The sequence below is a fragment of the Amycolatopsis aidingensis genome (assembly GCF_018885265.1).
Classification (GTDB): domain Bacteria; phylum Actinomycetota; class Actinomycetes; order Mycobacteriales; family Pseudonocardiaceae; genus Amycolatopsis; species Amycolatopsis aidingensis.
In genome coordinates this window covers 5,458,986-5,480,716 of record NZ_CP076538.1, presented here as the reverse complement: position 1 = coordinate 5,480,716, position 21,731 = coordinate 5,458,986, and the positions used below count along the sequence as shown (strand labels likewise).

Annotated in this window: 17 protein-coding genes; 10 read left to right on the top strand and 7 right to left on the bottom strand. The window is 68.4% G+C overall.

Annotation, left to right across the window (positions count from 1 at the left end; genetic code table 11):
- Positions 1-49: 49 nt before the first annotated feature.
- From KOI47_RS24900 to edd, 3 genes are read right to left on the bottom strand one after another with little or no spacing between them, the layout of a single operon-like run.
- On the bottom strand, positions 50-1,516 hold the full coding sequence (locus tag KOI47_RS24900) for a lipase maturation factor family protein (RefSeq protein WP_216217530.1): 1,467 nt from the start codon (positions 1,514-1,516) through the stop codon (positions 50-52).
- A gap of 42 nt (positions 1,517-1,558) precedes the next feature.
- The gene (gene eda, locus KOI47_RS24895; RefSeq protein WP_216217768.1) at positions 1,559-2,197 is read right to left on the bottom strand and encodes a bifunctional 4-hydroxy-2-oxoglutarate aldolase/2-dehydro-3-deoxy-phosphogluconate aldolase; all 639 of its coding nucleotides are present in this window, start codon (positions 2,195-2,197) and stop codon (positions 1,559-1,561) included.
- Positions 2,194-4,080, bottom strand: coding sequence for a phosphogluconate dehydratase (edd, locus tag KOI47_RS24890; RefSeq protein ID WP_216208131.1), 1,887 nt, complete (start codon positions 4,078-4,080; stop codon positions 2,194-2,196). Before edd ends, eda begins: the two co-directional genes overlap by 4 nt.
- A gap of 283 nt (positions 4,081-4,363) precedes the next feature.
- Here edd and KOI47_RS24885 point away from each other — a divergent pair, with 283 nt between their 5' ends.
- The 4 genes from KOI47_RS24885 to KOI47_RS24870 are packed head-to-tail and all read left to right on the top strand — an operon-like array spanning position 4,364 to position 8,196.
- On the top strand, positions 4,364-4,657 hold the full coding sequence (locus KOI47_RS24885) for a hypothetical protein (protein WP_216208127.1): 294 nt from the start codon (positions 4,364-4,366) through the stop codon (positions 4,655-4,657).
- A gap of 17 nt (positions 4,658-4,674) precedes the next feature.
- The gene (locus KOI47_RS24880; RefSeq protein ID WP_232376231.1) at positions 4,675-5,484 is read left to right on the top strand and encodes a hypothetical protein; all 810 of its coding nucleotides are present in this window, start codon (positions 4,675-4,677) and stop codon (positions 5,482-5,484) included.
- Positions 5,485-5,524: 40 nt separating this feature from the next.
- The gene (locus KOI47_RS24875; protein WP_216208120.1) at positions 5,525-7,444 is read left to right on the top strand and encodes a fumarate reductase/succinate dehydrogenase flavoprotein subunit; all 1,920 of its coding nucleotides are present in this window, start codon (positions 5,525-5,527) and stop codon (positions 7,442-7,444) included.
- 2 nt (positions 7,445-7,446) lie between these two features.
- A complete protein-coding gene (locus tag KOI47_RS24870; RefSeq protein ID WP_216208117.1) occupies positions 7,447-8,196 on the top strand; it encodes a succinate dehydrogenase/fumarate reductase iron-sulfur subunit in 750 nt (249 codons plus the stop codon).
- A 60-nt stretch (positions 8,197-8,256) separates the two neighbouring features.
- Here KOI47_RS24870 and KOI47_RS24865 read toward each other — a convergent pair whose 3' ends face one another.
- The 4 genes from KOI47_RS24865 to KOI47_RS24850 all read right to left on the bottom strand — a co-directional run bounded on the left by KOI47_RS24865 (position 8,257) and on the right by KOI47_RS24850 (position 11,565).
- Complete coding sequence (locus tag KOI47_RS24865; protein ID WP_216208113.1) at positions 8,257-9,111, bottom strand: amino acid ABC transporter permease; 855 nt, start codon at positions 9,109-9,111, stop codon at positions 8,257-8,259.
- Positions 9,108-9,755, bottom strand: coding sequence for an amino acid ABC transporter permease (locus KOI47_RS24860; RefSeq protein WP_216208110.1), 648 nt, complete (start codon positions 9,753-9,755; stop codon positions 9,108-9,110). The genes KOI47_RS24865 and KOI47_RS24860 overlap by 4 nt, the downstream gene beginning before the upstream one ends.
- Positions 9,756-9,853: 98 nt before the next feature.
- Positions 9,854-10,777, bottom strand: a complete 924-nt coding sequence (locus KOI47_RS24855) for a glutamate ABC transporter substrate-binding protein (protein WP_216208107.1) — start codon at positions 10,775-10,777, stop codon at positions 9,854-9,856.
- 59 nt (positions 10,778-10,836) lie between these two features.
- Entirely contained in the window at positions 10,837-11,565 is a 729-nt protein-coding gene (locus KOI47_RS24850; protein WP_216217529.1) for an amino acid ABC transporter ATP-binding protein, read from the bottom strand.
- 314 nt (positions 11,566-11,879) lie between these two features.
- Between KOI47_RS24850 and miaB the strand changes: the two genes are divergently transcribed.
- The 6 genes from miaB (at position 11,880) to KOI47_RS24820 (ending at position 21,594) form a co-directional block, all read left to right on the top strand.
- Positions 11,880-13,358: a tRNA (N6-isopentenyl adenosine(37)-C2)-methylthiotransferase MiaB gene (gene miaB, locus KOI47_RS24845; protein ID WP_216208105.1), complete on the top strand. Its 1,479-nt coding sequence runs from the start codon at positions 11,880-11,882 to the stop codon at positions 13,356-13,358.
- Positions 13,355-13,843, top strand: coding sequence for an Rv2732c family membrane protein (locus tag KOI47_RS24840; RefSeq protein ID WP_216208101.1), 489 nt, complete (start codon positions 13,355-13,357; stop codon positions 13,841-13,843). Before miaB ends, KOI47_RS24840 begins: the two co-directional genes overlap by 4 nt.
- A gap of 248 nt (positions 13,844-14,091) precedes the next feature.
- Positions 14,092-15,051: a hypothetical protein gene (locus tag KOI47_RS24835; protein ID WP_232376230.1), complete on the top strand. Its 960-nt coding sequence runs from the start codon at positions 14,092-14,094 to the stop codon at positions 15,049-15,051.
- Between the two features lie 46 nt (positions 15,052-15,097).
- Positions 15,098-18,883 (top strand): hypothetical protein, encoded by a 3,786-nt coding sequence (locus KOI47_RS24830; RefSeq protein ID WP_216208096.1) that lies wholly within the window; start codon positions 15,098-15,100, stop codon positions 18,881-18,883.
- 86 nt (positions 18,884-18,969) lie between these two features.
- Positions 18,970-19,344, top strand: coding sequence for a hypothetical protein (locus tag KOI47_RS24825; RefSeq protein WP_216208094.1), 375 nt, complete (start codon positions 18,970-18,972; stop codon positions 19,342-19,344).
- A 57-nt stretch (positions 19,345-19,401) separates the two neighbouring features.
- Entirely contained in the window at positions 19,402-21,594 is a 2,193-nt protein-coding gene (locus KOI47_RS24820; protein WP_216208092.1) for an AbfB domain-containing protein, read from the top strand.
- The last annotated feature ends 137 nt before the right edge of the window (positions 21,595-21,731 follow it).

The window sequence follows — 21,731 nt, the reverse complement described above, 5'->3', positions numbered from 1 at the left end:
GCCACCTCCCGGCGTCGACATCGACCCAGCGGGAAAATTAGAACATCTTTCATGTTTCTTGGCTACCGGACGGCACCACATCGCCGTCCTCGGTGAGCCGGCAGGTATGCAGGACCGGGGACACCGGCTCGCGGACCCACCAGGCCCCGGTCTCCCGGCGCTCCCGCCAGGTGGTGAAGCGGTAGCGGTACAGCGTCGCGCGCAGGAACCGGGGCGCGGAGCCCGGGAACGGGTCGCGGGCAACCAGCTTCAGCGTGTCCCGGTCGCCCTCCAGCAGCTTCGCCGCCAGGCCGGGCAGCCAGCCCCGGGCCTGCTGGGCGGACAGCGCGGCGAACCAGAGCTGCCAGTCCAGCCGCAGGTGGTAGGGCGCGACCTGGCGGGGACGCCGGTGGGGATCTCCGGGCTTGCCCTTGAACTCGTACTCCCGCCACACCGTGTCCTCGGTGAGCTCGGTGTCGCCGGTGCCCTCGATGATCACCTCATGCCGTGTCCTTCCGATCGAGCCGAACGCGCCGTAGGTGTTCACCAGGCGCAGGCTGGTGAAGCTGTAGTTCATCAGCTGCCGCTTGCTGAGCATGTTGCGCACCGGCTGGTAGCTGAGCACCGTCACCAGCGCCACCACGACGAACACGAGCACGAGATGCCACAGCGGAGGATCGGTGAGATTCGCCGGTGGCTCCGGCAACAGCGGCGCGAACAGTGAACCGTCCACAACGGACAAAGCAAGCACGATGGTGAGCGCGTTGAGCCAGGCGAAGTTCCCGCTGAGCAGCAGCCAGGCCTGGGTGACGACCACGAAACCGGCCGCCACCGCCGCCACCGGCTGCGGCGCGAACAGCGCGAACGGCACCACCAGCTGGGCGAAATGGCTGGCCAGCACCTCGACCCTGTGCAGAGGCCTCGGCAGATGGTGGAAGTACCAGCTCAGCGGCCCCGGCATCGGCTGGGTCTCGTGGTGGTAGTACAGACAGGTCAGGTCGCGCCAGCACGGGTCGCCGCGCATCTTGATCAGCCCGGCGCCGAGCTCCACCCGGAACAGCAGCCAGCGCAGCAACCACAGCATGAGCACCGGCGGCGCGATATCCGCCGGGCCGAGAAAGATGGCCAGGAAACCCGTCTCGGCCAGCAGTGACTCCCAGCCGTAGCCGTACCAGACCTGCCCGACGTTGACGATCGAAAGGTACAGCGCCCACGGCAGTGCCCACAGCAGCAGGCACAGCCAGACCGGGGCCGCGTCGGCGAGCCCGAGCAGCAGCGCGCCGGAGATCAGCACGCCCAGCCAGGCGAGGAGCGCGAAGAACCGGTCCGAGTAGTACAGGTGGAACACGCTCGGCGCGCGGCGGAACGGTACCGACCGGAGAAACCGCGGGATCGGCGTGATCCCGTGTTCGCCGATCAGCGCCCGGAACTGGTTCGCGGCGCTCAGGAACGCGACCAGATAGAGCGCGGCGAGCAGGCGCTGGAACACCAGACGCGAGGTCCAGTAATCGGCATCGGCCAGCCAGTCCCACGCCACCACGAATGCTCCTCGTGCCGGGTGCCTGGTGACGCGGGCAGATTACCGCGCCGCGGCCGCACTCCGCAGTGCGTCCCTTGCCAGCGTCTCGACCCGAGCGAAGTCGCCCGCGGTCAGCGCCGCCTTCGGGGTCAGCCAGGTGCCGCCGACACAGCCCACGTTGGGCAGCGCGAGGTAGTCCGCCGCGTTGTCCGCGGTGACCCCGCCGGTGGGGCAGAACCGCAGATCCGGCAGCGGACCCGCGATCGACCGCAGGAACCCCGCCCCGCCGCTGGCTTCCGCTGGGAAGAACTTGAGCTCGGTCAGCCCGCGCTCGGCCAGCCGCATCGCCTCGGAGACCGTGGCTACGCCGGGCAGGAACGGCAGTCCGGTGCCGCCGACGGCATCCAGCAGCGCGTCGGTGCTGCCGGGAGTGACCAGGAACCCGGCGCCGGACTCGGCAGCCAGCCGGGCCTCCCGCTCGCTGGTGACCGTGCCTGCGCCCACCACGATGCCGGGCACCTCCTTCGCGACCCGCTCGATCGCCGCGGGTGCGGCCGGGGTGCGCAGGGTCAGCTCGATCGCGCGGATGCCGCCCGCCAGCAGCGCCTCGGCCACCGGCACCGCGTGCCCGGCGTCCTCGAGTACCACCACGGGCAATACGGGGGAGAGCTCGAGCAGGCCGGTCGGGGTCGTCGTCACCGGTGTACCTCCGAAGGAATCGTCGCTGGTGTGCCGAAGTGGGCGGAGTCCGGCCCGCCGAACACGCTGGCGCCGTGGTCGGCGGGACCGACCGAACGGCGCAGTGCCGCGAACAGTTCCCGCCCCGTTCCGGTCCATTCGGTGTCGTCCGGCGCCGCATCGGCGGGCCGCCGTGCCGCGAACGCGGCCGCGTCGACCAGCACCTCCAGCTCACCGGTCTCGGCGTCCAGGCTAACCAGGTCACCGTCGGCCAGCCGAGCCAGTGGGCCGCCCGCGGCCGCCTCCGGGGTGACCTGGATGGCGGCCGGGATCTTGCCGGAGGCCCCGGACATCCGGCCATCGGTCACCAGCGCCACCTGGTGGCCCCGGTCCATCAGCACGCCGAGTGCCGGGGTGAGCCCGTGCAGCTCCGGCATCCCGTTGGCCCGCGGGCCCTGGCCGCGGACCACCACCACGACGTCCCCGTCCAGCTCACCGGCCCGGAATGCGGCGTCGAAGCCGGCCTGCGTGGTGAACACCCTGGCCGGGGCGCACACCCTGCGGTTCTCCCTTGCCACCGCCGACACCTTGATCACCGCGCGGCCGAGGTTGCCGGACACCATGCGCAGCCCGCCGTCCGGGGAGAACGGCTCGTGCACCGGCCGCAGCACCGAAAGGTCCAGGCTGCGGGTCGGTACCTCACGCCAGGTCGGCGTACCGTCCTCGGCCAGCACCGGCTCCTGCCGGTAGCGGTGCAGCCCGTCGCCCGCGACGGTGCGCACGTCCTCGTGCAGCAGCCCGGCGTCCAGCAGCGTGCCGACCAGGAACTGCACCCCACCCGCGGCGTGGAAGTGATTGATGTCCGCGCTGCCGTTCGGGTAGATGTTGGCCAGCAGCGGCACCACCGCGGACAGCTCGGCGAAGTCGTCCCAGGTGAGCTGGATTCCCGCGGCCGCGGCGATCGCGACCAGGTGCAGGGTGTGATTGGTGGACCCGCCGGTGGCCAGCAGGGAGACCACCCCGTTCACCACCGACCGCTCGTCGACCACCTCGCCGAGGGGGGTGCGCTCGGTGTCCGCCAGCCGCACGATCCGCCTGCCCGCCTCCTCGGTCAGTGCCCGGCGCAGCGGTGTGCCGGGATGCACGAAGCTGGCACCCGGCAGGTGCAGCCCCATCACCTCCACCACGAGCTGGTTGGAGTTCGCGGTGCCGTAGAAGGTGCAGGTGCCGGGGGAGTGGTACGAGGCCGATTCCGCGTCCAGCAGTTCTTCCCTGCTGGCAAGGCCCTCGGCGTAGCGTTGCCGGATCCGCGCCTTCTCCTTGTTCGGCAGGCCGGATGCCATCGGCCCCGCGGGGACCAGGATCGCGGGCAGGTGGCCGAAGGACAGCGCACCGATCAGCAGGCCGGGCACGATCTTGTCGCACACCCCGAGCAGCAGGGCGCCGTCGAACATCTCGTGGGACAGCGCGACCCCGGTGGCCATCGCGATCACTTCCCGGCTGAACAGGGACAGCTCCATGCCGGAGCGGCCCTGGGTGATGCCGTCGCACATGGCGGGCACCCCACCCGCGAACTGGGCGACCCCGCCCGCGTCCCGGGTGGCTTCCTTGATCCATTCCGGGAACTCGGCCAGCGGTTGATGGGCCGAGAGCAGGTCGTTGTAGGCGGACACGATTGCGATGCCCGGTTTGCGGCGGCCCCGCACGGCCAGCCGGTCCTCTCCGGCGCAGGCGGCGAAGCCGTGCGCGAGATTGCTGCAGGCCATCCCTGCCCGCACGGGTCCTTCCGCGCTCGCGGCCGCGATGCGGTCCAGGTACGCGGTCCGGGTGCGCAGGCTGCGGGCGGCGATGCGTTCGGTGACCTCAGCGATGACGGGATGGAGGGCGGGTCGGGCAGCGCACATGCGTCGATCTCCCGGGGTGTGGCTTGTGGTGGGCCCGGCGGACGGCGGCGCTGGCGTCGCTCGGCAGTGACACCCAGCACAGTAACCGCAGGAAGCGCTCGAATCAAAATCGATACAGAAGACCTCCGGCGTGACCCCGATCACTGCCGAAACGCCTGGTGTGCTACTTGTCACACTGCACGGATCAAGGCAGAGTCGGCATTGCACGGGACCGAGCCCACCACGTCAGCTCGATTCCCACTCGCAGCCGGCACTGCCGCGAACTGACTCGGGAGGTAGCACGATGACCAGCACCGAAATCACCGAGCTTCGGCGCACGATCGGGCAGTTGCGACAGTGTGTGGGTGCGCTGCGCGCGCGTTACGGCGAGGCCCCCGCGGTGCGCAGGCTGGCCAACGACCTGGAACGGCTGGACATCGACGCAGGTGAACTGGGGGACGCGCCCCCGGTTCCTGCGCAGTCCAAGGCGGCCGACCGGGAGAACGTGGTGGTGGTACCGGATACCCCCTATGATCCCTCGCTGTGGCAGGGTGCCGATGACGAAGGCGTCGGCGGCTACCAACGTCACCAGCGGTGAAGGAGACGGCCAACAGCGTGACAACCCAGCTGGACACCGGTGTCCGTGCCCCGTCCCGTGCGCGCATCGGCGCGCGCACCCTGCGCAAGGACAGGTGGTGGCTGCCGCCGGTGCTGACGGCGACCGGGCTCGCCGTCTTCGTCATTTACGCGACCGTTCGCTCGTTCATGCGCGTGGACTACTGGGTCGCCGAGCACCACTACCTGACCCCGTTCTACTCGCCGTGCCTCAGCGAGTCCTGTGTCGCCGGGTCCAGCCACTTCGGCACCTGGTTCGGCGAGCTGCCAGGGTTCATCCCGCTCGCCTTCCTGTCCCTGCCGTTCCTGCTCGGCTTCCGGCTGACCTGCTACTACTACCGCAAGGCCTACTACCGGGCCTTCTGGCTCTCGCCGCCCGCCTGCGCGGTGGCCGAGCCGCACCAGAAGTACACCGGCGAGACCCGGTTGCCGCTGATCATCCAGAACGCGCACCGGTACTTCTTCTACGCCGCGCTGGTCGTCACCCTGATCAACACCTACGACGCGGTCCTCGCCTTCGGCGGTGAGAACGGGTTCGGCATCGGGCTGGGCAACGTGATCCTGCTCGGCAATGTCGTGCTGCTGTGGTGCTACACCCTGTCCTGCCATTCCTGCAGGCATGTCACCGGCGGCAGGCTGAAGCACTTCTCCCGCAACCCGGTGCGGTACTGGATCTGGACCCAGGTTTCCCGGCTGAACACCCGGCACATGGCGTTCGCCTGGATCACCCTCGGCACGCTGGTTCTCACCGACCTGTACGTGTGGCTGGTGGCGAGTGGGACGATCACGGACCTGCGTTTCATCAATTAAGGCGATACTCGCGAAAATAAACCTCTGAGGTGGCAACTCAATGACCGAGGTCGAACGGCACAGCTACGACGTCGTGGTGATCGGTGCCGGCGGCGCGGGCTTGCGTGCGGTGATCGAGGCGCGGCAGCGGGGACTCAGCGTGGCGGTGGTGTGCAAGTCCCTGTTCGGCAAGGCACACACCGTGATGGCCGAGGGCGGCTGCGCGGCGTCCATGGGCAATGTGAACTCCGGCGACAACTGGCAGGTGCACTTCCGGGACACCATGCGTGGCGGGAAGTTCCTGAACAACTGGCGGATGGCGGAGCTGCACGCCAAGGAGGCGCCGGAACGGGTCTGGGAGCTGGAAACCTACGGTGCGCTGTTCGACCGCACCGAGGACGGCCGGATCAGCCAGCGCAACTTCGGCGGGCACACCTATCCGCGGCTGGCGCATGTCGGGGACCGCACCGGGCTCGAGCTGATCCGCACCATGCAGCAGAAGATCGTCTCGCTGCAGCAGGAGGACTATCAGGCCTACGGCGACTACGAGGCCAAGCTGAAGGTCTTCCACGAGTGCACCGTGACCGAGCTGCTCAAGCAGGACGGCCGGATCGCGGGTGTGTTCGGCTACTGGCGCGAGTCCGGCCGGTTCATCCTGTTCGAGACCCCGGCCGTGGTGCTGGCCACCGGCGGGATCGGCAAGTCGTTCAAGGTCACCTCGAACTCCTGGGAGTACACCGGTGACGGGCACGCGCTGGCGCTGCGGGCGGGCGCGAAGCTGATCAACATGGAGTTCGTCCAGTTCCACCCCACCGGGATGGTCTGGCCGCCGAGCGTCAAGGGAATCCTGGTCACCGAGGGCGTGCGCGGCGACGGCGGGGTGCTGAAGAACTCGCAGGGCGACCGGTTCATGTTCTCCTACGTTCCGGATGTCTTCAAAGGACAGTACGCGGACAGCGAGGAGGAGGCCGACCGCTGGTACACCGACGCCGATAACAACCGGCGCACCCCGGACCTGCTGCCGAGGGACGAGGTCGCCAGGGCGATCAACACGGAGGTCAAGGAGGGCCGGGGTTCCCCGCACGGCGGTGTGTTCCTGGACATCGCCAGCAGGCTGCCTGCCGAGGAGATCAAGCGGCGTCTGCCCTCGATGTACCACCAGTTCAAGGAACTCGCCGATGTCGACATCACCGCCGAGCCGATGGAGGTCGGGCCGACCTGTCACTACGTGATGGGCGGAATCGAGGTCGACCCGGACACGGCGGCCGCGGAGGTCCCCGGGCTGTTCGCGGCGGGTGAGTGCTCCGGCGGGATGCACGGCTCCAACCGGCTCGGCGGCAACTCGCTGTCGGACCTGCTGGTGTTCGGCAGGCGTGCCGGGCTCGGCGCTTCGTCCTATGTGGAGTCCCTTGGCTCGCGGCCGAAGATCGATCAGTCCGATGTGGATATTGCTGCGCGGCAGGCGCTCTCGCCGTTCGACCCGCCGGCGAACGGCGAGGAGGAGAACCCCTACGCCCTGCAGTCGGAACTGCAACAGACCATGAACGAGCTGGTCGGCATCATCCGCAAGGCGGACGAGATCGAGCAGGCCATGGCGAAGCTGAGCGAGATCAGGGAGCGCATGCCCAGGGTGACCGTTGAGGGGCACCGGCAGTTCAACCCCGGCTGGCACCTGGCGATCGACCTGCGCAACATGCTGCTGGTGAGTGAATGCGTCGCCAAGGCGGCGCTGATGCGCACGGAAAGCCGTGGTGGCCACACTCGGGACGACCATCCGCAGCTGGACGCGCAGTGGCGCAACCGGCTGCTGGCCTGCGGCCGGGCCGACGAAACCGGCGACCACACCATTCCGGACATCGACGTGCGCAGCAAGGAGCAGGACCCGATGCGCCCGGATCTGCTCGAACTGTTCGAGCTGACGGAACTGGAGAAGTACTACACGGAGCCCGAACTCACTGGGCATCCGGAGAGGAAGGCCTGAGTATGGGGTACGAGGCCCGGTTCCGGGTATGGCGGGGCGACGCCGACTCGGGCGAGCTGAAGGACTTCACGGTGGAGGCCAACGAGGGCGAGGTCGTGCTCGATGTGATCCACCGGCTACAGGCCACCCAGTGCTCGGACCTGGCGGTGCGCTGGAACTGCAAGGCAGGCAAATGCGGCTCGTGCTCGGCGGAGATCAACGGGCGGCCGCGACTGCTGTGCATGACCCGGATGTCCACCTTCGCCGAGGACGAGGTCATCACCGTCACCCCGCTGCGTGCCTTCCCGATCGTGCGTGACCTGGTGACCGACGTGTCGTACAACTACACCAAGGCACGGGAGATCCCCTCGTTCACCCCGCCCAGGGACCTCGAGCCCGGTGAGTACCGGATGCAGCAGCGGGACGTGCAGCGTTCGCAGGAGTTCCGCAAGTGCATCGAATGCTTCCTGTGCCAGGACACCTGCCATGTGGTGCGCGACCACGAGGAGAACAAGGAAGCCTTCGCTGGCCCGCGCTACCTGATGCGTATCGCCGAGCTGGAGATGCACCCGCTGGACGTCGCCGACCGCAGGGATGAGGCGGTGACCGAGCACGGCCTCGGCTACTGCAACATCACCAAATGCTGTACCGAGGTCTGCCCTGAGGGCATCAAGATCACCGACAACGCGCTGATCCCGATGAAGGAACGCGCCGCGGACAAGCGCTACGACCCGATCGTCTGGCTCGGCAACAAACTCTTCAAGCGCGGCTGACTGCTGCGAGCGGCCCGTTCCTTCCGGGTTCCGCAAGGAACGGGCCACTCGCAGCAGTGGTCAGTTCATGGGTTCGTTGGCGAGGACTACGTCGTCCGGCTTCTTGTCCGGTATCGGGGCCTTCTTGTTGCGTCGGTTGCGGCCCTCCAGGTACTTCGCCAGCCCGGTCAGCGCGAGGCACATGACGATGTACATCGCCGCGACCACGATGGTGATCGGCACCAGCGGGCGGCCGAACTCGGCGATCCCGCCCAGGAAACGGGCGTAACGCAGCAGCTCCTCGTAGGTGATCAGGAAGCCGAGCGCGGTGTCCTTGAGCAGCACCACCAGCTGGCTGATGATCGCGGGCAGCATGGCCCGCAGTGCCTGCGGCAGCAGCACGGTCTGCATCACCTGGGTCTTGCGCATGCCGATCGCGTACGCCGCCTCGCCCTGTCCGGACGGCAGGGACAGCACCCCGGCCCGGAAGACCTCGGCCAGCACCGATCCGTTGTACAGCGTGAGACCGAGCACCACGGAGTAGAACGGCGCGCCAAGACTGATCCCGAAGTGGAAGAAGAAGATCATGACCACCAGGGGCACGGCACGGAAGAACTCGACGATGACCGTGGAGGGCACGCGGAAGATCGCGTGATCGGACAGTCGCCCGGCCGCGAAGATCGCGCCGAACACCAGGGCGAGCACCGCGCCCGCGGCGAACGCCCGCAAGGTGTTGCCGAGCGCGCTGAGCAGTTCCAGCTGGACGGTCTCGTACTGCAGCCAGCTCCACAACTTGCCGTCGAACTGGCCCTCATCGGCGAAGCGCAGCACGATGAACCCGATGAGTGCGGCGAACGCGAGTAAGCCTGCGGCGCCGTAGATCCGGTGCCGTATCCGTGCCTTGGGGCCGGGCGAGTCGAAAAGGACGGAACTCATCGGGCCACGCTCCAGCGCTTCTCGAGGCTGCGTTGCAGCAGGGTCATGGGAATAACCAGGATGACGAACCCGAGCGCGACCCAGAGCAGCCCGATCATCACGCTGTATCCCCGCTCGGAGAGGTAGGACTGGATCGCGCCGGCCTCGACGACGGAGAAGCCCGAGGCGATGGTGGTGTTCTTGATCAGCGCGATCATGGTACTGACCATCGGCGGAACCACCGAGCGGGTGGCCTGCGGTAGCACGATGCTGGCCAGGATCTGGCCGAAGGTCAACCCGATCGCGCGCCCGGCCTCGGCCTGCCCTACCGGCACGGTGTTGATCCCCGACCGCACCACCTCGCACACGAACGCCGAGGTGTAGAGCGTCAACGCCACCACGGCCGAGACGAAGAAGTCGATCTGCACGATCTTCAGCAGCGGGAAGGCGAAGGCGAAGAAAAAGAAGATCAGCGTCAGCGGGGTGTTGCGGAACAGGGTCACGTACGTCGTGCCCCCGGCCCGCAGCACCGGCACCGGGCTCACCCTGAGCATCGCCAGGATCGTGCCCAGTATCAGCGACCCGACCGCGGCGAGCGCGAAGAGCTCGATCGTGGTGAGAAACCCGGGACCGTACAGGTCAAGGTTGTCGAACAGGACGTCCATGTGGATACCAGCATTCCCTCATGCCGCAGGCGACCGGTGCGGTCGGAACGGGCTCGGCCGGCGGTGACACCCGGGTGTCACCGCCGGCCGAGTGGAGATCAGTACCTGTCGATGGTCGGCTTCTCGGCGGTCGACCCCGACTTACCCAGCGTCGCGTCGTAGATCTGCTGCCAGGTGCCGTCCTCCAGCGCCTGCTCCAGGATGTCGTTCACCTTGTCCCGGAGCGCCTTGTCCTCCTTCGGCAGGCCGACGCCGTACGGCTCATCGGAGAAGGTCTCGCCGACGACCCTGAACGTGTCCGGCTCCTGCGCGGCGTAGCCCTTGAGGATGGCGTCGTCGGTGGTGACCGCGTCCACCCGGCCCTGGGCCAGCTGCTCCACGCACTGTGAGTAGGTCTGCAGCTCGACGATCTCGCCGCCGGGCTCGACCATCCCTTCCTCACGCACCCGCTGGATCGGGGTGGAGCCGCTCACCGAGCAGACCTTCTTACCGCTCAGCGCGTCCGGGCCGGTGATGTCGGTGTTGTCCTTGGCCACCAGCAGGTCCTGGCCTGCGACGAAGTACGGCCCGGCGAAGCTGACCTGCTCCTTGCGCTTGTCGTTGATCGTGTAGGTGCCGACGTAGTAGTGCACGTCGCCGTTGATCAGCGCCTGCTCGCGCCCGGCCGAGGGGACCGGCTTGTACTCGATGCTGTCCGGCTCGAAGCCCAGCTTGGCGGTGATCAGCTTGGCGATCTCGATGTCGAAGCCGTTGTACTCGCCGGTCGTCGCGTCCTTCTCGCCGAGGCCGGGCTGGTCCTGCTTGACCCCGATGGTCGGCTGGCCCGCGGCCTTGATCTTGTCGAAGGTGGGCGAACCCTCGACGGTGACGTCCTGGGCGACCTCGTAGGTGGGCAGCTGCGTGCCGCCGCCGTCCCCCTCGCCGTTGCCGTTGCCGGGGTCGGCCGGGCTGCCCTCCTTGCCACACGCGGTCAGCGCGAGGGCGCCGACCATCAGCCCCGCCGCCAGGGTGCGGATCCTCATGTGCACCTCTCCTGTTTCCTTCGTGGGAGCAGCGCCCGCGAAGGGCGCCGCGATCGGAACTAGTGAGTCAGGATCTTGCCAAGAAAGTCCTTCGCGCGGTCCGATTTCGGCGCGGTGAAGAACTCGTCCGGGGTCGAGTCCTCGACGATCTCACCATCGGACATGAACACCACCCGGTGCGCGGCCTTCCGGGCGAAACCCATCTCATGGGTGACCACGAGCATGGTCATCCCGTCCTTGGCGAGGCCGGTCATGGTGTCCAGGACCTCCTGGACCATCTCCGGGTCCAGTGCCGAGGTCGGTTCGTCGAACAGCATCACCTTCGGTCGCATGGCCAGCGCCCTGGCGATCGCCGCACGCTGCTGCTGGCCGCCGGACAACTGGGCCGGGTACTTCTCAGCCTGGTTGGTGATGCCGACCCGCTCCAGCAGTTCCATCGCGGTCTTGCGGGCTTCGTCGCCGGAGACCTTACGCACCTTGACCGGCCCGAGCGTGACGTTCTCGAGGATCGTCTTGTGCGCGAACAGGTTGAACTGCTGGAACACCATCCCGACGTCCGCGCGCAGCGCGGCGAGCGCCTTGCCCTCCGCGGGCAGCGGCTGGCCGTCCACCTCGATCTGCCCGGAGTTGATCGGCTCCAGCCGGTTGATCGCCCGGCAGAGGGTGGACTTGCCGGAGCCCGAAGGGCCGAGTACCACGACGACCTGCCCCCGCGGGACCTCCATGTCGATGTCCTTGAGCACGTGCAGGTCGCCGAAGAACTTGTTCACGGCTGCCGCCTTGATCATCGGCGGCGTCGCTGCGGTCATCTGGCCTCCATGGCGGCGCGCACTGGTCGGTGATGCCCCGGAAGGCATGATCGGCATCTAACACCGAGCAGGCCGCGGAGGCATACGGGTCGGGTCGAAATGCAACCCCGGTGTCGCCGTCTCGGCCTAACGGGTGATCCGGCGAACCGTGGGGAGACTGTAGTCACCGTCCGTTCAACTATGCCAGGGCAGGTCGCGGCGGGTGCCCAGCCAGGACCGCGTCACGCCTACGGGGGAGCGGCAGCTTACCCTGGGGGATGCACCACCGGCATCGCAGTTGACCAGGAGATCGGGTGACCCGCAGCTACCAGATCCGCACCTTCGGCTGCCAGATGAACGTACACGACTCCGAACGTCTGGCAGGCCAGCTCGAGGACGCGGGCTACGTCCCCGCGGACGGCGGCACGCCCGATGTCGTCGTGTTCAACACCTGCGCCGTCCGGGAGAACGCGGACAACAAGCTGTACGGCAACCTGGGTAACCTGCGGCAGGTCAAGGGCGCCAACCCCGGGATGCAGATCGCGGTGGGCGGCTGCCTCGCCCAGAAGGACCGCGGCGAGATCGTCAAGCGCGCCCCGTGGGTGGACGTGGTGTTCGGCACGCACAACATCGGCTCGCTGCCGGTGCTGCTGGAGCGGGCCCGGCACAACGCCGAGGCCGAGGTGGAGATCCTGGAGTCGCTGGAGACCTTCCCCTCCACCCTGCCCGCCCGGCGGGACTCGGCCTACTCGGGCTGGGTGTCCATCTCGGTCGGTTGTAACAATACGTGCACGTTTTGTATCGTCCCCTCGTTACGCGGGAAGGAACGCGACCGCCGCCCCGGGGAGATCCTGTCCGAGGTCGAGGCACTGGTGGCCGAGGGCGTGCTGGAGGTGACCCTGCTCGGGCAGAACGTCAACTCCTACGGGGTGGAGTTCGGCGAGCGGCAGGCCTTCTCCCAGTTGCTGCGCTCCTGCGGCAGCGTGGACGGCCTGGAGCGGGTGCGGTTCACCTCCCCGCATCCGGCCGCCTTCACCGATGACGTGATCGACGCGATGGCCGAGACCCCGAACGTGTGCCACCAGCTGCACATGCCGTTGCAGTCCGGCTCGGACCGGGTGCTGAAGCAGATGCGCCGCTCCTACCGTGCGGCGCGGTTCCTCTCCATCCTGGACAAGGTGCGCGCGGCGATGCCGGAGGCGGCGATCAGCACCGACATCATCGTCGGTTTCCCCGGCGAGACCGAAGAGGACTTTCAGCAGACCCTCGACGTGGTCCGGCAGGCCAGGTTCTCCAGCGCGTTCACCTTCCAGTACTCCAAGCGGCCGGGCACCCCGGCGGCCGAGATGGCGGGGCAGCTGCCCAAGGAGGTCGTGCAGGAACGCTACGACCGGCTGGTCCAGCTGCAGGACGAGATCGCCTTGGCGGAGAACCGCGCGCTGGTCGGCAGGAAGGTGGAGCTGCTGGTGGCGAGCGGGGAAGGCCGTAAGGACACCGAGACCGACCGGATGAGCGGCCGGGCCAGGGACGGCAGGCTGGTGCACTTCACCCCGACCGGCCCCGCCGTGGACCGCTCGGTGCGGCCGGGGGACATCGTGGAGACCATGGTGACCTACGGCGCGCCGCACCACCTGGTGGCCGACGGCGACCTGCTCACCCACCGCCGTACCAGGGCGGGGGACAACACCGAGGCCGGCACGCGGCCGAAGACCAACGGCGTGACCCTCGGGCTGCCCTCATTCGGCCGGCCTGCCACGCAGCCGGCCCCGGCGGAGAACGGATGTTCGCGATGAGCGAGGACGCAAGCGGCGCCGGTGACGGCGGCTCCGAGGTCGACGACCTTGCCGCCGATGTCGACCGGGTGGTGACCAGGGCCGCGCGCACCGTCGAGTTCGGCAGGCGCGGGTTCGTCATCGCCGTGGGCACCTTCGTGCTGATCCTCAGCCTGTTGCTGCCCTGGGCCGGTGACCACGTTGGCTGGCAGGTGCTGGCCGGCGAGGCCGGGTGGATTCCCCGGCTGTTCGCCACCACCTCGACCGGCTTCGGCATTCTCGCTTCCGCACTCGCCCTGATCACCCGCCGGTGGTGGCTGGCGTGGGTGTGCGCGGTCGGTGGCTGGTTCGCCTCGGTGGACGGGTTGCTGGCGATCTGGTCACAGCAGTCCGCGCCCGCCACCGGCGTCGCGGGGGACGGCCCCGGGATCGGGATGGTCATCGCTGTGATTACGACGATCGTGCTCGCCGCGCAATGGTTGCGCACCGCCTGGTCGCGGTCCTGATCAGTACTTTCGGTGGTTCAGCTCACCATTTGTTGCTGCATTCGGCGTAGTGACAGTTACCGGCACGGAAGATAACCTCTGTGAGGTTCGCGTTAATCCATGAGATTAACAGCGACAGAATTCGGGGATTTCTGAAAGAGGGGGGTTCTGTGCAGCGGTGTGCGTTGGTTGCTGTCCTTTTGTCGTTGATTTTGACTGGCGGTGCGAGTACGGCATCGGCGAATAAGACAATCAGTACAGATGCGACGGTGACCGATATCTCCGAAGCCGACCGCGCGTTCGTGTGGTGGATCGCCCGCCGGGACCCCCGGTCGGTGGTGCGGGTCGCCGCGTTGACCGCGGTGGCTTCGGCGAATGGTGACACCGCGATCGAGCGTTTCCTCACCAGCGAGTACGACTACGCGAAGGAACTGGCCGAGCGGCGCTCGGCGCGTAACGCCGACTTCGCCCGCAGGGTGCTGGAGACGCACACCGCGGAGTTCGCGCCCGAGGTGCACGCCGCGGCCCGGCGCGCGATGGACGGGACCAGCGCCGACCGGGCCTGGTTCGCCGAGACCGGTTACGCCGAAGCCGAGGCACGTGACCGCGCGGCAAGGGAGCGCTCCGGCGAGCAGCAGGAAGCGCTGGCCGAGGCCGACCGGGCCTACGTCCGCAACCTCGCCGCCGCCGATCCCGGCCCGCAGGTCCGGGCGGCGGCGCAGTGGGCCGTTCGCCCCGCCGCCACCGACAGCGACCTCGTGGAGTTCTTCGCCTACGACTGGGCCAGCGCCGCGCGGCTGGATCTCGAGGCGCACCGCCTGCGCATGGCAGACAACGAGGTGGCCTGGCGAGCCACGGTCAACCGGTTGGTCACCGAGGCGCGGGCTGCGGAACAGGCCGCATCGGAGGCCGCAGGCGAGGCCGAGGAGCAGGCGAGGGCTGCCGCCGCCAGGGCATGGCGCACGGTCGCCGACAACACCGACTCACCCCGTACCGCATGGGCGGAGGCAGGCGAGGTCGCCAGGGAACAGGCGGCGAACTGGCATGCCGTTGCCGAGGCCGCCCGGCAGGCGACCGGGCCCAATTGGGCCGCCGTGGTCGACTTCTCCGCGGAGAACGAACACCAGTGGACCGCCGAGCGGGACACGATCGCCGAGCAGGCGCGATTCTGGAACGGATTGCTGGAACAGGCGCTTGCCGGTGAGCAGCGCATGCTGAACGAGAACTGACAGCTCAGCCGACTCTATTTTCTTTCCTTTCTTTCGGAGGTTAGTGGTGCGCGTATTCGGGCATGCGCGAAGAACCCTCGTCCTGGCCTTGGTGCTCGCCGTGCTGGCGACGCTGGTCAATCCGACCGCTCCCTCGCCGTGGCGGCTCACGGCGGCTGCGGAGACGGCGACACCGGACGCCGATCGGGAGATGCCGGAATCCCAGTACGAAGAATGGGATGGCGAGACCGGGTTACCGGATTTCGATCCGCGGCTACGTCAGCTGGTGGCGGATATCGCCGAGCTGGACGAGGACGTCGAGGTGCGGGAGGCGGCCCAGGCCGCGCTGGACGCGCGCACCGACGCGGCGGTGCTGGAGTTCCTTGAGACGGGGCATCCGGAGGCGAAGGCGCGGGCCGAGGCGCGCAAGGAGGAGACCGCCCGGCGTAACCGCGAGGCCATCGAGGAGATGGCGGGTACCGGCGGACCGTACTTCAACGCCGAGGTGGAGCGGGTGCTCGCCGGGTCGGACTACGACCGGGCGGTGTTCCTGGACTACGGCGCGGATATCGCCAGGGCGCGGGACGAGCAGACCGCGGAGCGGGACGCGGAGCGGATGACCGCGCTGCGGGCGCGGGTGCAGCTGCTGGTGGGCTCGGCCGGGCCGGAGGTGTCCGCGGCGGCCCAGGCGGCGCTGGACGCCGGGACCGACGCGGCGATCGTGGAGTTCCTTGAGACGGGGTACCTGGCTGCGGCCGAGCGGGACGCGGCCGCGCGCGAGGAGTACCTGCGGCAGCAGCGGGAGCGGGAGAAGGCGGCCGAGGAGCTCAGCGAGCTGGCCAAGAAGGCCGAGCGTGCCTCGCAGGCACGCCGGAATCTGCTGTCCGCGCACGGGGACGGGGTGCGGGCGCTGCAACGGGCCGCGAACGCGATGACCCTGGCCTCGAACGAGGCGCGGGAGGCCGCGCAGATCCTGGCCGCGAACGAGGCGGGCGGGCACCACAACGGATCGTTCTCCGAGGTGAAGCGTGAGGTCGAGCGGCAGCTCGGCTATGCGCGTAGCGCGGCCGAGCAGGCGGGCGCCGCTTCCGCGCGGGCGCGGGGTGAGGCGGACATCCTGGTCGAGACCGGGCTGACCTACGGCGCGGACTGGGCGGATATCGCCGAGGGTATGGCCGCCGCGGCACAGGCCGCGGTGGGTGCGGTGCAGACCGCGCAGCACGCGGTGGTGGCCACCGAGGCCACGGACAAGGCCAACGAGGGGCAGGAGAAGGCCGAGGCGCATGCCGAGCAGGCCCGCCGCTGGCGCCGGCACGCCGAGGAGCATGCGGCCTCGGCCGCCTCGCTGGCCGAGGCCGCGCAGGCACAGGCGGTGGCGGCCCGGCATGCGGCGGACCAGGCCAGGCGGGCGCGGATCCAGGCGCAGGAGGCCGAGCAGCGGGCCTGGGCGGCGGCCGAGCGCACCCGGCAGGCCCGGCTGACCGCGGAGGCCGAGCAGCGTAAGGCCGCAGACGCCCGGCAGCGGGCGGAGACCGAGCGGGCCAACGCCGCCGCGGCCCGGCAGCGGGCCCAGCAGCAGGCAGCGGTTGCCGCGAGGGCGCGATCCACCGCCGAGTACAAGGCCAGTATCGCCGCCGGGGCACGGTCTCGTGCCGAGGAGCAGGACCGCATCGCCGGTCAAGCCAAACAGCACGCGCTGTCCGAGGAACGCAGGGCACAGGAGGCGCGGCAGGCGGCGTTCGCGGCCGAGCAGCGGCGGCAGGCCGCGGTGGCAAGGGCGCGGGCGATGGAGGCCACCGCCGCGGCCGCCAAGGGCACCGAGCACGAGGTAGAGGCCGGGCAGGCCGCGATCCGGGCGCGGGGCGAAGCGAACACCGCGGCCACCGCCGCGCAGGAAGCGGGTAGTGCGGCCCAGCTGGCCAGCGGTGCGGCGGCCAGCGCCAGGGCGGCCGCGACCGAGGCGACCCGGGCCGCGGCGCGGGCCAGGGCGGCTGCCAGGGAGGCCGAGGCGGCCGCGGCGCGCGCGGACGCCGCCGCGGACGAGGCCGAGGCACAGGCAGCCGAGACGCATGCGGCGGCTACCGAGGCCAACGCCAAGGCCAAGGAGGCCACCGCCGCCGAGGCGCGGGCGGCCCAGCATGCCCGCAACGCGGCCAATCTGGCGCAGCAGGCCGCCGATGAGGCGATGCGTGCGCTGTGGGCGGCGCAGCGCACCAAGGACGAGGCCGCCGCCGCGGAGGCCGAAGCGGTGTCCGCGGCGACCCAGGCCGGGATCGCGGTGCGGGCGGCCATGTCGGCGCGATCCTCGTCGGAAGGCATCACCGACCCCGCGAACACGGCGATCACCATCGTGGCCCCGTTCACCGGGGAGGACATCGACGCGGACTTCGCCCAGCTGGTTGCCGAGCAGGCCCAGCAGGTCGGCGAGGAGCAGGCCGCGGCGGCGCAGCAGCGTGCCGAGGAAGCCGTGGCCGCCGCACAGGCGGCCCGCCAGGCCGCCGACGAGGCTGCCGAGGAGGTCAAACCGGCCTTCGACGCGGCGGCAAGGGCCGCCGAGTCCGCCTCCGCCGCCGCGGACTCCGCCGCGCAGGCACAGCGGGTCGCCGCGGACGCCGCGGCCGAGGGCGCCAAGGCACGGGAAGCCGCGGCCAGCGCCAACCGCGCCGACGCGCAGGCCCAGGAGGACGCCCGCAAGGCGCGGGCGGCCGCCAACGCCGCCGCAAGGGACGCGGCACTGGCCGGTCGTTCCGCCGACGCCGCCGAGCAGGAGGCCGCCACCGCACGGGCCGCGGCCACCACGGCGGAGCAGGACGCTGCGGCCGCACGAAGCGCCGCCGAACAGGCACAACGCGATGCCGAGGCGGCCAAGGCCGCCGCAGCGAGCGCACAGCAGCACGCGGAGGAAGCCGCCGAAGCCGCCAAGAACGCGCGTGGGCACGCGGCCGAGGCCATCAAGGCAGCCGAACGCGCCGAGGCCGCTGCCCGCGAGGAGGAACGCAGGCGGCGCGAGGAAGCGGCCCAGCAGGCTGGGGATGGCAACGAGCCACGGCTGACGCCACGTGAGGAAGAGCTCCTCATGATGGAAGGCGGGATGGAAGCGGTCCGGGAGTTTCGCGAAGGACTGGCCGCGGCGAACAAGAGCTTCGGCGAGTTTCTCGTGGAGATCGGTGCGGATGTGCTGAAGGGAGTTATCGGTTGGGAAGACGCCAAGCGGTGTTTTGGCGACGGTAACTTCCTGAGCTGTCTGTGGACGGTGGTCGATGCGGCTTCCCTGGTGGCGCTGATCTTCAAGGCTCCGGCCGTCGCCAACGCGATCGGCAAGCTGGCTGGCGGGTTCGTACGTTTTCTTGAGGGTTCCGCAGCGGGGAAACGCATTCTGAAGCAGACCCGGAACTTGGTCAGCAAGATTAAAGCTGCTTGCCGGGCGGGCCTGGTCCCGAACGGCACGGCATCCGCCCAACTCGTGGGGGCAGGAGCAGACCCGGTTTCGGGCCCATCCGCGATCACAACATCCTTCGAGGCGGCTGGCAAGAAGTGCAAGGAGGTATCGCTCGACTTTCCGAGTTATGAGCAAGCACGTAACAAGGCACTCAACCTCCTGGGCAAGGTCGATCCGGCGACACGTGAGCCGTACCGGGGACGGCTGGAATCATTTCCGGAAACGTACGACAAAGTGGTTGGCTTTGAGACTAGGGTCGACGGTGTGTACAAACGGTTTCGATTGGACTGGGATCCCGATAAAGGGCCTCATATCAACATCATGATTGGCCGTGGGTCGAGCGGTGAAAAATGGGCGATAAAATGGCCGGGAACCAAGGAGGAATTCCTGGCTATTCTCGATGGTAACATCTAAGTATGAGTTCTTCGTATGGTAGTCGCCCGCACTTGCTGAACGAGTTGTTGTCCGACGTAGGATCCTCGTCGCGTCCACTCGTCCGTATGCTGGACGGTGCTGCGAACGACGCGTACTACTCGTTGAGCCTCGGTCGCTTCCCGGCTTCAGAGAATAAGTTTGGTGGGATCGAACTGCGGATATCCGAGGTGTTACGCGAACGAGTCGATCTCGACCTGGAAGAATCCGCACGCGAGCTGGCCGGAGCTACGGAAGACTTCGTCGCGTCGGATGCGGAGGTGATCGTTTTCTGGGGAAATCTTATTATCCCCACGGTCGCCATGCCAGGCAGTCTGGCGGCGGCGCACGCGGAACGTCTCATCGAGATAGGAGATGACGTGTGGGTTTTTTCGCCGGTCGACGAGATCTTAATTGAGTACTGGCATAATGGGTCGATCACAGTGGTAAGGGTGCCAGGATAATAGAGCTTCAGGAAATAATCAAAATCGAGTTAGGATTATATATTGTCAGGACTAACAATGAGACGGTGGAGACGTGTTGTCGTCGCGACGGCGATCTGTGCGGTCCCGGCGGGGCTGCTGAGTCCGGTCGCGGCGGCCGATCCGGCGCAGAACGCCCCGGCCAGTCAGCAGGCCGAGGCGGCCGAGGTGCCGGAGGCCACCCTGCAGGACAAGGTCCGGGCGGCCTCGGCGCTGGGGATCGTGGCCGGTGACGACCTGCTGGTGCTCAGCGATCGCAACTTCGTGTTCGAGCTGTGGAACCGGGCCGAGGGCGAGGAGGTACGTGCCTCCGCCGAACTGGCGCTGGGGGACACTGACTCCGACGCCGCCTGCACGGCGTGGATCAAGAACGGAATCCACGAGGCGGTCAAGCGGGACCAGGCCAACGAGCTGCGCGACGCCGAGAAGGCGCGGATCGCGCGTGAGCTCAAGCGCAACGGCGCGATGGTGATCGGGATCGAACCGACGCCGGAGATGCTGGTGCTGAGCTACCGGGACTTCATCTACGAGCTGTGGGAACGCGCCGAGGGTGACCGGGTGAAGGCCGCGGCGCTGGAGGCCTTCGGCGCGGATGAGGCCGCGCAGAAGCGGTTCCTTTCCGAGGGCATCCGCGAGGCGCACGAGCAGGATCAGCTCGACGCGATCGAGGAGGACGAACAGGCCTCCGAGGAGGAGAAGGCCCGGCAGCGTGCCCGCGCCGCCAAGGATCGTGCGATGCGCTCGGTGCTTGGCGTTGTGCCCACTGATGGGATGCTCGACCTCTCCGACGACAACTTCATCCGTGAGGTGTGGGACCGCGCCGAACCGGACACCGAGGTGCAGGCCGCGGCGATCGCGGCGCTGCGCAGCTCGGACCCGGCCGTGTGGAAGCAGTTCATCGAGGTCGGCATCTACGAGGCCGACGAGCGGGACAAGGCCAACGAGTTGCGAGAGCAGGAGGAGGCCGACCGCAAGCGAGTCCTGGAGATCAAGACCTGGGCCGAGAACAGCCTGGTCCACCCTGGCCTGGCGCACGCGGCGCAGACCGCACTGGATGCCGGGCCTGCCGAAGTGTCGCGCTTCCTCCGTTACGGCCAGTACAACAACTTGGTGCAGTCGTTGCGGGCTGATACACGTGGTATGCGTGGCTGGTACATCCGCCACAAGGAGGACGATTCGCCGGTACGGATCCATCCGGGGGAGCCGGTTCCCGCGCAGGGCGTCGGCGCGGACGCCAATTGGCGGGTGCTCAGGGGCCTTGCCGACCCTGACTGCCATTCCTTCGAGGTGGACGGTCGACCAGGCGTGTATCTGACTCACGAAGACCTGCGAGTCAAGGCGTTGCCCAGCGACGGTAGTGACCAGTTCCGCGCGAATGCCACTTGGTGTTCGCGGACTGGCCTGCATGGTGGCGGCGTCAGTCTCGAGGCTTTCAGCGAACCTGGTCGATTCTTGCGGCACATCGATGGGCAGGTGTGGGTCGCGAACGACAGCGGTGAACATTGGTTCGACAAGTCGGCGTACTACGAAGCGGATGCTTCATGGCGGGTCATGGGTGCGAACCCTGTCTCTACCGGGATTCTGCTGCGATGGCTCAATGACACCGCGATTCGGGAACGTCTCGGCGGGCCGCAAGATGTCGAGCAGGCCGACGGCGATGTCCGTTGGCGTGTGTACGAACGTGGCCGGATGTACTGGACCAGCGAGACCGGAGCGAGGCAGATCGCCGCATCGGTTCTGGAGAAGTACTTGGAGCTCGGTGGGCACAAGGGCGGATTCGGGGTTCCGGAAACCGATCATCGGACCACGCCTGACGGTATCGGCCGGTACAACCATTTCAGCAAGTACGACACGTCGATCTATTGGTCCCCGGACACCGGTGCGCACCTGATTCAAGGGGCGATCAGGAAAAAGTGGGCCGACCTTGGCTGGGAGAAAGGCATCCTCGGCTATCCGATCACCGATATGCTGACGGCTTCTGATGGCGTGGGCCGGTACAACGACTTCGACCGCCCGGATGGTGGCTCGATCTACTGGTCCCCGAACAGCGGAGCGCACGCGGTGTGGGGCGAGATCCGCGACAAGTGGTCCGCTCTGGGCCGGGCGACGTCGCGGCTGGGCTACCCGGTGGCCGAGCAGAGCGAGTCCCAGGGCGTGCTGACTCAGCGGTTCCAGGGCGGCCGGATCGAGCACAACAAGGAGACCGGTCAGACCACCGTGCACTACGACTGACCGAACAGGCTGACCGAACCATGTGAACCGGCCCGGCGGCAGTGATCGCCGGGCCGGTTCACGTTCGGGTTGCCGGATCGAAGGGCTGGCGTGTGCTGGATCACAGTGGTATACAAGGTGCTGGATACAGTATACAA

What these genes read in the sequence shown, in the direction of transcription:
- edd (WP_216208131.1), bottom strand. Translation starts at nt 4,080, where the DNA reads ATGTGCGCTGCCCGACCCGCCCTCCATCCCGTCATCGCTGAGGTCACC.
- KOI47_RS24885 (WP_216208127.1), top strand. Translation starts at nt 4,364, where the DNA reads ATGACCAGCACCGAAATCACCGAGCTTCGGCGCACGATCGGGCAGTTG.
- KOI47_RS24875 (WP_216208120.1), top strand. Translation starts at nt 5,525, where the DNA reads ATGACCGAGGTCGAACGGCACAGCTACGACGTCGTGGTGATCGGTGCC.
- KOI47_RS24870 (WP_216208117.1), top strand. Translation starts at nt 7,447, where the DNA reads ATGGGGTACGAGGCCCGGTTCCGGGTATGGCGGGGCGACGCCGACTCG.
- KOI47_RS24865 (WP_216208113.1), bottom strand. Translation starts at nt 9,111, where the DNA reads ATGAGTTCCGTCCTTTTCGACTCGCCCGGCCCCAAGGCACGGATACGG.
- KOI47_RS24860 (WP_216208110.1), bottom strand. Translation starts at nt 9,755, where the DNA reads ATGGACGTCCTGTTCGACAACCTTGACCTGTACGGTCCCGGGTTTCTC.
- KOI47_RS24855 (WP_216208107.1), bottom strand. Translation starts at nt 10,777, where the DNA reads ATGAGGATCCGCACCCTGGCGGCGGGGCTGATGGTCGGCGCCCTCGCG.
- KOI47_RS24850 (WP_216217529.1), bottom strand. Translation starts at nt 11,565, where the DNA reads ATGATCAAGGCGGCAGCCGTGAACAAGTTCTTCGGCGACCTGCACGTG.
- KOI47_RS24840 (WP_216208101.1), top strand. Translation starts at nt 13,355, where the DNA reads ATGAGCGAGGACGCAAGCGGCGCCGGTGACGGCGGCTCCGAGGTCGAC.
- KOI47_RS24825 (WP_216208094.1), top strand. Translation starts at nt 18,970, where the DNA reads ATGCTGGACGGTGCTGCGAACGACGCGTACTACTCGTTGAGCCTCGGT.
- KOI47_RS24820 (WP_216208092.1), top strand. Translation starts at nt 19,402, where the DNA reads ATGAGACGGTGGAGACGTGTTGTCGTCGCGACGGCGATCTGTGCGGTC.